The sequence below is a fragment of the Pseudomonas sp. Sample_9 genome (assembly GCF_004307535.1).
In the GTDB taxonomy this organism is placed as follows: Bacteria; Pseudomonadota; Gammaproteobacteria; order Pseudomonadales; family Pseudomonadaceae; genus Aquipseudomonas; species Aquipseudomonas mercuritolerans.
The window spans coordinates 1-10,057 of record NZ_RAZO01000106.1 but is presented as its reverse complement, the minus strand read 5'-3'; the positions used below and the strand labels follow the sequence as shown (position 1 = coordinate 10,057).

Below are 10,057 nucleotides of genomic sequence, written 5' to 3'. Positions count from 1 at the left end.
TTTCGGCGCAGGCGAGGATGCACACCAGATTGATCGGCAGTTTCAGCTCAAGCACGGCGCGCAGCGTACCGAAAACAGAAGCAGCGCCGCCCATGTCGTATTTCATCTCGTCCATGCCGGCGCCCGGCTTCAGGCTGATGCCGCCGGTATCGAAGGTGATGCCCTTGCCGACCAGTGCGAACGGCTTCTCGGATTTTTTGCCACCGCTGTATTGCATGACGATCAGGCGCGGCGGCTGGGCGCTGCCCTGGCCCACGGCGTAGAACGAGCCCATGCCGAGGGATTTGATCTTCTTCTCGTCGAGTACTTCGACTTTCAGATCCTTGAACTCTTTGCCCAGGTTCTTGGCCTGTTCGCCCATGAAGGTCGGGTGGCAGATGTTCGGTGGCAGGTTGCCCAGATCGCGGGTGAAGGCCATGCCGTTGGCGATAGCAGTGGCGTGATTCACGGCGCGCTGCACTTCGGCTTGCGCAGCCTTGATGGTCAGCAGAGTAATTTTCTTCAGGGCGCGCGGTTCGGCTTTCTGGCTCTTGAACTGGTCGAAGGTGTAGCCGCCGTCGACCAGGGTTTCTGCCAGCAGACGGGTTTTGCCGTAGCTGTCGCGACCTTTGACGATGACTTCATCCAGCGCCAGCACGGCATCGCCGCCGCCCAGGCCTTTGAGGGTGTTGAGGATGCCGGCAACGATTTTGCGGAACGGACGGTCGCCCAGTTCTTCGTCCTTGCCCACGCCGACCAGCAACACGCGCTCGGCTTTCAGGTTCGGCAGGCTGTGCAGTAGCAGGCTCTGACCGACCTTGCCGGCCAGGTCGCCACGCTTGAGCACGGCGCTGATTGCGCCGCCGCTCGACTCGTCGACCAGTCTGGCGGCGACGCCGAGTTTGCGGCCTTCGCCGACGGCAACCACCAGGGTGGCGGTTTTCAACGTTTCTGGGCTAACGCTTTTTACAACCAGTTCCATGTCCGGATCCCTGAATGAATGGTCAACACGCAGGCGTTCGACGTTGTCCGCAGTCGCCTGCTTATAGATAGAAGAGGCGCAGGCCAAAGCCTGCGACAAGGGCCGCAGTTTGAACCTCGCTCCCCGCGCCTGACAACCCTCAGCAAAGGATTACAGCGATGGATGAGTGTGCGCAGTGACAGGCGCACCCAATCACAGGATAATGCCGCATCTTTTTTCGACCGCTCTGCATGGCGGGCCGGTCGATGTGTTTGCTTGTTTGGCCGCCTTAGCCTGACAACCCTGGAGTGTCTGGTTTGATCGTCTTCCGTTATCTGTCCCGCGAAGTCCTGTTGACCCTCAGCGCCGTAAGTGCCGTGCTGCTGGTCATCATCATGAGCGGTCGCTTCATCAAATACCTGGCGCAGGCTGCGGCCGGTCAGCTCGATCCGGGCTCGCTGTTCCTGATCATGGGCTTTCGTCTGCCGGGTTTCCTGCAACTGATTCTGCCGCTGGGCCTGTTCCTCGGGATCCTGCTGGCCTACGGTCGGCTGTACCTCGAAAGCGAAATGACCGTGCTCTCGGCCACCGGCATGAGCCAGCAGAAGCTGTTTCGCATGACCCTGTTTCCGGCAACGCTGGTGGCACTGGTGGTGGCGTGGCTGAGCCTCGGCCTGGCTCCGCAGGGCGCCAACCAGTTCCAGCTGCTGCTGAACAAGCAGGACGCGCTGACCGAGTTCGATACCCTCGAACCGGGCCGCTTCCAGGCCTTGCGTGACGGTACTCGGGTGACTTACACCGAAACCCTGAGCGACGACCGCGTCAATCTCGGCAGTGTGTTCATCTCGCAGAAGAACCTCGGCGCCGATAAAAAGGACCGCGGGATTTCCGTGCTGGTGGCCGAGTCGGGCCGTCAGGAAATCCGCCCCGACGGCAATCGCTACCTGATCCTCGACAACGGTTTTCGCTATGACGGCAGCCCGGGGCAGGCCGATTACCGCGCCATTCATTACGAAACCTACGGTGTGCTGCTGCCCAAGCCGGATGTGAGCGAAGAAGTCACCGATCGTGACGCAATGCCGACCTCGTCCCTGTGGGGCAGTGATGACATCCGTTCGAAAACCGAACTGCAATGGCGCATGTCCCTGCCACTGCTGGTGTTCATCGTGACCCTGATGGCGGTGCCGCTGTCGCGGGTGAATCCGCGTCAGGGGCGTTTCCTCAAGCTGCTGCCGGCGATTCTTCTTTATATGGCTTACCTGACCATCCTGATTGCCGCTCGCGGCGCCCTTGAAAAAGGCAAGATCCCGCCGGCCCTTGGCCTGTGGTGGGTGCACGCGATCTTCCTGGTGATCGGCCTCGGCCTGCTTTATTGGGAGCCGCTGCGCCTGAAGCTGGCCAGCCGTCGCAGCGCCGCGCTGGAGGTGGCCCGTGGTTAAACTCGACCGCTACATCGGCAGCAGCGTATTCATGGCGATCATCGCCGTGCTGGCGATCATCCTCGGCCTGGCAACGCTTTTCGCCTTCATTGATGAAATGGGCGACGTCAGCGACACCTATACACTGGTCGATGTCCTCAGTTTCGTATTGCTGACCGCACCGCGCCGGCTCTATGAAATGCTGCCGATGGCGGCATTGATCGGCTGCCTGATCGGTCTCGGCAGTCTGGCCAGCAGCAGTGAGCTGACAGTCATGCGCGCTGCTGGCGTGTCGATCGGCCGTATCGTCTGGGCGGTCATGAAGCCGATGCTGGTGCTGATGCTCGCCGGCGTGCTGATCGGCGAATACGTCGCGCCGGCCACCGAAAGCATGGCCCAGGCCAATCGCTCGCTGGCCCAGGGCAGCGGCGACGCGCAAAGCGCCAAGCACGGTATGTGGCACCGTCAGGGTGAGGAATTCATCCACATCAACGCGGTGCAACCGAACGGTCTGTTGTACGGCGTGACGCGCTATCACTTCGACAAGGAGCGCCATCTGCTCAGCTCCAGCTTCGCCAAAAAGGCCGAGTTCGACGGCAGCAAGTGGCAGCTCACCGACGTCGCCACCACGCTGTTCCACGAGCGCAGCACTGAGATCGTCAATGCCCCGAGCGAGGAGTGGGATGTGGCGTTGAGCCCGCAACTGCTCAGCACCGTGGTCATGGCGCCGGAATCGCTGTCGATCAGCGGTCTGTGGGGCTACATCCACTATCTGGCCGAGCAGGGCCTGAGCAATGGCCGTTACTGGCTGGCATTTTGGGTCAAGGTGTTGCAGCCGCTGGTGACCGCTGCGCTGGTGCTGATGGCGATCTCGTTCATCTTCGGCCCGCTGCGTTCGGTGACCCTCGGCCAGCGTGTTTTCACCGGCGTGCTGGTGGGCTTCACCTTCCGCATCGTCCAGGATCTGCTGGGGCCATCGAGTCTGGTGTTCGGTTTCTCGCCGCTGTTTGCGGTGCTGGTGCCGGCCGGCGTGTGTGCGCTGGCAGGCGTCTGGCTGCTCAGGCGCGCGGGCTGATGAACAAGCTTTCATTGAGCGCTTGAACCCTGAAAACGCCTCGGTCGCCAGACCGGGGCGTTTTTGCATGCGATCCGGGTGACAGGCGAACGTGACGCTTGCGCCGTGTATCAGGTACAATTCCCGGCTATTTTTCGGCGGGCCAAGCCTGCAGCCTTTTTGAGTGTTGATCCGTGAGTGATTTGAGTCATATCCGCAATTTCTCCATCATCGCCCACATTGACCATGGCAAGTCGACGCTGGCTGACCGTTTCATCCAGATGTGCGGCGGCCTGGCCGAGCGTGAAATGGAAGCCCAGGTACTGGATTCCATGGATCTTGAGCGTGAACGCGGGATCACCATCAAGGCCCACAGCGTTACCCTCTATTACAAAGCCAAAGATGGCATCACCTACCAGCTGAACTTCATTGACACCCCGGGCCACGTCGACTTCACCTACGAAGTCAGCCGTTCCCTGGCCGCGTGCGAAGGTGCCTTGCTGGTGGTCGATGCGGGGCAGGGCGTCGAAGCCCAGTCCGTGGCCAACTGCTACACCGCCATCGAGCAGGGCCTGGAGGTCATGCCGGTACTGAACAAGATCGACCTGCCACAGGCCGAGCCGGATCGCGTCAAGGACGAGATCGAGAAGATCATCGGCATTGACGCTACCGACGCCGTCACCTGCAGCGCCAAGACCGGCCTGGGTGTCGACGAAGTGCTCGAGCGTCTGGTGCACACCATCCCTGCGCCGACCGGCAACATCGAAGATCCGCTGCAAGCGTTGATCATCGACTCCTGGTTCGACAACTACCTGGGCGTTGTTTCCCTGGTACGTGTGCGCCACGGCCGTGTGAAGAAGGGCGACAAGATTCTCGTCAAGTCCACCGGCAAGATTCATCTGGTCGACAGCGTCGGCGTGTTCAACCCGAAACACACCGCCACCGTCGATCTGAAGGCCGGCGAAGTGGGCTTCATCATCGCCAGCATCAAGGACATTCACGGTGCGCCGGTCGGTGACACCCTGACCTTGAGCTCGACGCCGGACGTGCCGGTGCTGCCGGGCTTCAAACGCATCCAGCCACAAGTTTACGCCGGTCTGTTCCCGGTCAGCTCCGACGACTTCGAGGATTTCCGCGAAGCGCTGCAGAAGCTGACCCTGAACGACTCGTCGCTGCAGTACACCCCGGAAAGCTCCGACGCCCTGGGCTTCGGCTTCCGTTGCGGCTTCCTCGGCATGCTGCACATGGAAATCATCCAGGAGCGCCTCGAGCGCGAGTACGACCTGGACCTGATCACCACTGCGCCGACGGTAATTTTCGAGCTGGTGCTGAAAACCGGTGAAACGATTTACGTCGACAACCCGTCGAAGCTTCCGGACGTGTCGGCGATCGAGGACATGCGCGAGCCAATCGTGCGCGCCAATATCCTCGTACCGCAGGAACATTTGGGCAACGTCATCACCCTGTGCATCGAGAAACGCGGCGTGCAGGTCGACATGCTGTTCCTCGGCAATCAGGTGCAAGTGACCTACGACCTGCCGATGAACGAAGTGGTCCTGGACTTCTTCGACCGTCTCAAGTCCACCAGCCGCGGCTATGCTTCGCTGGACTACCATTTCGATCGTTACCAATCGGCCAATCTGGTGAAACTGGACGTGCTGATCAACGGCGACAAGGTCGATGCCCTGGCATTGATCGTGCACCGTGACAATTCGCACTTCAAAGGTCGCCAGTTGACCGAGAAGATGAAAGAACTGATTCCTCGTCAGATGTTCGACGTGGCGATCCAGGCCGCCATCGGTGGTCAGATCGTGGCGCGGACAACCGTCAAGGCGCTCAGAAAGAACGTATTGGCCAAATGCTACGGCGGTGACGTCAGTCGTAAGAAGAAACTGCTCGAGAAGCAGAAGGCCGGTAAGAAACGCATGAAACAGGTCGGCAACGTGGAAATTCCACAGGAAGCCTTCCTCGCCGTGCTCAGGTTGGAATAATCAGGTCCTATGTCGCTAAATTTCCCGCTGTTGCTGGTCATCGCCGTGTTCGTCTGCGGCCTGTTGGCGTTGCTTGATCTGCTGTTCCTGGCACCGCGTCGGCGTGCTGCCATTGCCTCTTATCAAGGCAGTGTCAGCCAGCCCGAGCCTGTGGTGGTCGAGAAGCTGAACAAAGAGCCGCTGCTGGTCGAATACGGCAAGTCGTTCTTTCCGGTGCTGTTCATCGTGCTGGTGCTGCGTTCGTTCCTGGTGGAGCCGTTCCAGATTCCGTCCGGCTCGATGAAACCGACCCTGGACGTCGGCGACTTCATTCTGGTGAACAAGTTTTCCTACGGCATCCGGCTGCCGGTGATCGACAAGAAGATCATCGAAGTCGGTGACCCGCAGCGCGGCGATGTGATGGTGTTCCGCTACCCGAGCGACCCGAACGTCAACTACATCAAGCGTGTGGTCGGCCTGCCGGGTGACACGGTGCGTTACACCGCCGACAAGCGTCTGTTCGTCAATGGTGAGTCGATCGCCGAGAAGATGGTCGGCGCCGAAGCGGGTTCGCTGGGCAGCGCGGAGCTCTATCAGGAAAAACTCGGCGCAGCCGAGCACTTGATCCGCAAGGAAATGAGCCGTTACCGCGCCACTCCGGACCGTTCGTGGACAGTGCCTGCCGGGCACTACTTCATGATGGGCGACAACCGCGACAATTCGAACGACAGCCGCTACTGGGATGATCCGAACATTCCCAAGGATCTGCTGGGGATGGTTCCCGACAAGAATATTGTCGGCAAGGCCTTCGCGGTCTGGATGAGCTGGCCAGAGCCGAAACTCAGCCACCTGCCGAATTTCTCGCGGGTTGGCCTGATCAAGTAATCAAACACGGCGCTGTTGACCACAGCGCCGAATGCATTTCTGGAGCCGGCACAATCGGCTTCGCAATCGCCAGGATTTATTTTTTGAACACAGCGTTAATTGTCCCAGGCCTGCGCCGTACCCCGGCGATGGCAGTGGAAACCAGCCACGAACTCAGCGTGGGTAAACCGTGAGCGTTTCTCTAAGCCGTCTCGAGCGCCAGCTCGGTTACACCTTCAAGGACCAGGAGCTGATGCTGCTGGCCCTCACGCACCGCAGTTTTGCCGGGCGCAACAACGAGCGTCTGGAATTCCTCGGTGATGCCATCCTCAACTTCGTCGCTGGCGAGGCGCTGTTCGATCGCTTCCCGCTGGCCCGCGAAGGCCAGTTGTCGCGTTTGCGCGCACGGCTGGTAAAAGGTGAGACGCTGGCCGTACTGGCTCGCGGTTTCGACCTCGGCGATTATCTGCGCCTGGGATCGGGTGAACTGAAGAGCGGTGGTTTCCGCCGTGAATCGATTCTCGCCGATGCCCTCGAAGCTCTGATCGGTGCGATCTACCTCGATGCCGGCATGGACGTCGCCCGCGAGCGCGTGCTGGCGTGGTTGGCCGGCGAGTTCGAAGGGCTGACGCTGGTCGACACCAACAAGGATCCGAAAACCCGCTTGCAGGAACATCTGCAATCGCGCGGTTGCGAACTGCCACGCTACGAAGTGGTGGATATCCAGGGCGAACCGCACTGCCGAACCTTCTTCGTCGAATGCGAAGTGGTCTTACTGAATGAAAAAAGCCGAGGTCAGGGTGTGAGTCGTCGTATTGCCGAACAGGTAGCGGCCGCCGCAGCACTGATTGCCCTGGGCGTGGAGAATGGCAATGACTGATACAAACGCAACTCGCTGTGGCTACGTTGCCATCGTCGGCCGTCCCAACGTCGGCAAGTCGACGCTGCTCAACCACATCCTCGGGCAGAAGCTCGCGATCACTTCGCGCAAGCCGCAGACCACCCGCCACAACATGCTCGGGATCAAGACAGAGGGCGACGTGCAGGCGATCTACGTCGACACCCCGGGCATGCACAAGGGTGGCGAAAAGGCCCTGAACCGTTACATGAACAAAACCGCTTCGGCGGCGTTGAAAGACGTCGACGTGGTGATCTTCGTCGTCGACCGCACCAAGTGGACCGACGAAGACCAGATGGTTCTGGAGCGTGTGCAGTACGTGACCGGCCCGCTGATCGTCGCGCTGAACAAGACCGATCGCATCGAAGACAAAGCCGAGCTGATGCCGCACCTGAGCTGGTTGCAGGAACAGCTGCCGAACGCGCAGATCATCCCGATTTCCGCGCAGCACGGGCACAACCTCGAAGCGCTGGAAAAGGTCATCGCCGACCACCTGCCGGAAAATGATCACTTCTTCCCGGAAGACCAGATCACCGACCGCAGCAGCCGTTTCCTTGCCGCCGAGCTGGTGCGCGAGAAAATCATGCGCCAGATGGGCGCCGAGCTGCCGTACCAGATCACCGTCGAAATCGAAGAATTCAAGCAGCAGGGCAAGACCCTGCACATTCACGCGCTGATTCTTGTCGAGCGTGACGGCCAGAAGAAGATCATCATTGGCGACAAGGGCGAGCGCATCAAACGCATCGGCACCGAGGCGCGCAAGGACATGGAGCTGCTGTTCGACTCCAAGATCATGCTCAACCTGTGGGTCAAGGTGAAGGGCGGCTGGTCCGATGACGAGCGCGCGCTGCGTTCGCTGGGTTATGGCGACCTGTAAGTAGCGATCTCGAAAACACCGCTACTCACTGTGGGAGCGAGCCTGCTCGCGAAGAGGATGTAACATTCAGCATCGATGTTGACTGTCACTCCGCTTTCGCGAGCAGGCTCGCTCCCACAGTGGTTTTGAGTTGCATGTAAAAACCGCGTTTCTTCATCGAGAACTCAATGTCGCAAAACCCGCCTCCTGCCCAACCCGCCTACGTCCTGCATTCGCGCGCCTATCGCGAAACCAGCGCACTGGTCGATTTCCTCACGCCGCAAGGTCGGCTGCGGGCGGTGTTGCGCAGTGCGCGGGGCAAGGCCGGGACACTGGCGCGGCCGTTCGTGGCGCTGGAGGTCGAGTTTCGTGGCAAGGGTGAGTTGAAGAATGTCGGGCGCATGGAGAGCTCCGGCACCTCGGCATGGCTCAACGGCGAGGCGCTGTTCAGCGGTCTCTACCTCAACGAATTGTTGATCCGCCTGTTGCCTGCCGAGGATCCGCATCCTGCAGTATTTGATCATTACGCCGCGACCTTGCTGGCGCTGGCCGAAGGTCGACCGCTGGAGCCTTTGTTGCGCTCCTTCGAATGGCGATTGCTGGATGATCTCGGCTACGGCTTCTCCATGAACACTGATATGCACGGTGAGCCTGTCGCACCTGACGGTCTCTATCGCCTGCAAGTCGATGCCGGTCTCGAAAGGGTGTATCTGCTGCAACCAGGCCTGTTCAACGGTACCGAACTGCTGGCCATGGCCGAAGCCGACTGGTCGGCACCCGGTGCGCTGTCGGCGGCCAAGCGTCTGATGCGCCAGGCCTTGGCGGTGCATTTGGGCGGGCGTCCGCTTGTCAGTCGCGAGCTGTTTCGCAAGCCCTGATATGCTGTGCGCCGAACCTCTCAATTCAGGAGCGCATCCGTGACCAGCAGCAATCGCATTCTTCTCGGCGTGAACATCGACCACGTCGCCACCCTGCGCCAGGCCCGTGGCACGCGCTACCCGGATCCGGTCAAAGCGGCGCTGGACGCAGAAGAGGCGGGCGCTGATGGCATCACCGTGCACCTGCGCGAAGATCGCCGCCACATCCAGGAGCGCGACGTGCTGCTGCTCAAGGATGTGCTGCAAACCCGCATGAATTTCGAAATGGGTGTCACCGAAGAAATGATGGCGTTCGCCGAGCGTATTCGCCCTGCGCACATCTGCCTGGTCCCGGAAACCCGTCAGGAACTGACCACCGAAGGTGGGCTGGATGTGGCGGGGCAGGAAGAACGCATCAGGGCTGCGGTCGAGCGCTTGTCGAAGATCGGCAGCGAAGTGTCGCTGTTCATCGACGCCGACGAGCGCCAGATCGCCGCCTCCAAGCGCGTCGGTGCGCCGGCCATCGAGCTGCACACCGGTCGTTACGCCGATGCCGAAACTCCCACCGAAGTGGCTGAAGAGCTCAAGCGCGTCGCTGATGGCGTGGCGTTTGGACTGGCGCAGGGCCTGATCGTCAATGCCGGGCATGGCCTGCATTACCACAACGTCGAGGCCGTGGCGGCGATCAAGGGCATCAATGAACTGAACATCGGCCATGCGCTGGTGGCGCATGCGTTGTTTGTCGGCTTCAAATCTGCTGTGTCGGAGATGAAAGCGCTGATCCTGGCTGCTGCTCTCAAGGGCTAAGAACAAAAGATCGCAGCCTTCGGCAGCTCCTACAGGTGTACACATAACCCTGTAGGAGCTGCCGAAGGCTGCGATCTTGTGCTTTAAAGAGGGGCGGGCTCTTGCGCCGGTTTCGACTTGTCGATCGCCGGAACATGCAGGTTGCCCTCGGCCACCTGGTCGCCTTCAAGTTGCGGCTGGGTTACCCAGGTCAGGATGTCGTAGTAGCGACGAATGTTCGCCACAAAATGCACCGGCTCGCCACCGCGGGCGTAGCCGTAGCGGGTCTTGCTGTACCACTGTTTCTGAGACAGACGCGGCAGGATCTTTTTCACGTCAAGCCACTTGTCCGGATTCAAGCCTTCCTTCGCCGCCAGTTTGCGCGCGTCATCCAGATGGCCGCTGCCGACGTTG

Annotated in this window: 9 protein-coding genes and 1 pseudogene; 8 read left to right on the top strand and 2 right to left on the bottom strand. The window is 60.4% G+C overall.

What is annotated here, in order from left to right:
• Window positions 1-961, bottom strand: a 961-nt coding sequence (locus tag D6877_RS05510; protein WP_277751473.1) for a M17 family peptidase N-terminal domain-containing protein, incomplete at its 3' end; no start/stop codon positions are given.
• 296 nt (window positions 962-1,257) lie between these two features.
• Here D6877_RS05510 and lptF point away from each other — a divergent pair.
• The 8 genes from lptF to pdxJ all read left to right on the top strand — a co-directional run bounded on the left by lptF (window position 1,258) and on the right by pdxJ (window position 9,664).
• Complete coding sequence (gene lptF, locus D6877_RS05505; RefSeq protein WP_130910109.1) at window positions 1,258-2,379, top strand: LPS export ABC transporter permease LptF; 1,122 nt, start codon at window positions 1,258-1,260, stop codon at window positions 2,377-2,379.
• On the top strand, window positions 2,372-3,433 hold the full coding sequence (lptG, locus tag D6877_RS05500; RefSeq protein WP_130910108.1) for an LPS export ABC transporter permease LptG: 1,062 nt from the start codon (window positions 2,372-2,374) through the stop codon (window positions 3,431-3,433). The genes lptF and lptG overlap by 8 nt, the downstream gene beginning before the upstream one ends.
• 173 nt (window positions 3,434-3,606) lie before the next feature.
• Complete coding sequence (lepA, locus tag D6877_RS05495) at window positions 3,607-5,403, top strand: translation elongation factor 4 (RefSeq protein WP_130910107.1); 1,797 nt, start codon at window positions 3,607-3,609, stop codon at window positions 5,401-5,403.
• Between the two features lie 9 nt (window positions 5,404-5,412).
• Window positions 5,413-6,267 carry a signal peptidase I gene (gene lepB, locus D6877_RS05490; protein WP_016771563.1) on the top strand — a complete coding sequence of 285 codons (855 nt, stop codon included), beginning with the start codon at window positions 5,413-5,415 and terminating at the stop codon, window positions 6,265-6,267.
• 169 nt (window positions 6,268-6,436) lie between these two features.
• Window positions 6,437-7,126, top strand: coding sequence for a ribonuclease III (gene rnc / locus D6877_RS05485; protein WP_024011703.1), 690 nt, complete (start codon window positions 6,437-6,439; stop codon window positions 7,124-7,126).
• Entirely contained in the window at window positions 7,119-8,021 is a 903-nt protein-coding gene (era, locus tag D6877_RS05480; RefSeq protein WP_016771562.1) for a GTPase Era, read from the top strand. The genes rnc and era overlap by 8 nt, the downstream gene beginning before the upstream one ends.
• Window positions 8,022-8,188: 167 nt before the next feature.
• Window positions 8,189-8,878, top strand: a complete 690-nt coding sequence (gene recO / locus D6877_RS05475; RefSeq protein ID WP_016771561.1) for a DNA repair protein RecO — start codon at window positions 8,189-8,191, stop codon at window positions 8,876-8,878.
• Between the two features lie 39 nt (window positions 8,879-8,917).
• Window positions 8,918-9,664 carry a pyridoxine 5'-phosphate synthase gene (gene pdxJ, locus D6877_RS05470; RefSeq protein ID WP_016771560.1) on the top strand — a complete coding sequence of 249 codons (747 nt, stop codon included), beginning with the start codon at window positions 8,918-8,920 and terminating at the stop codon, window positions 9,662-9,664.
• An 83-nt stretch (window positions 9,665-9,747) separates the two neighbouring features.
• Here pdxJ and D6877_RS05465 read toward each other — a convergent pair.
• Window positions 9,748-10,057: pseudogene (locus tag D6877_RS05465) on the bottom strand (lytic transglycosylase F); the annotation flags it as partial.

Coding starts and splice junctions, on each gene's coding strand:
- lepB (WP_016771563.1), top strand. CDS start 5,413: ATGTCGCTAAATTTCCCGCTGTTGCTGGTCATCGCCGTGTTCGTCTGC.
- era (WP_016771562.1), top strand. CDS start 7,119: ATGACTGATACAAACGCAACTCGCTGTGGCTACGTTGCCATCGTCGGC.
- recO (WP_016771561.1), top strand. CDS start 8,189: ATGTCGCAAAACCCGCCTCCTGCCCAACCCGCCTACGTCCTGCATTCG.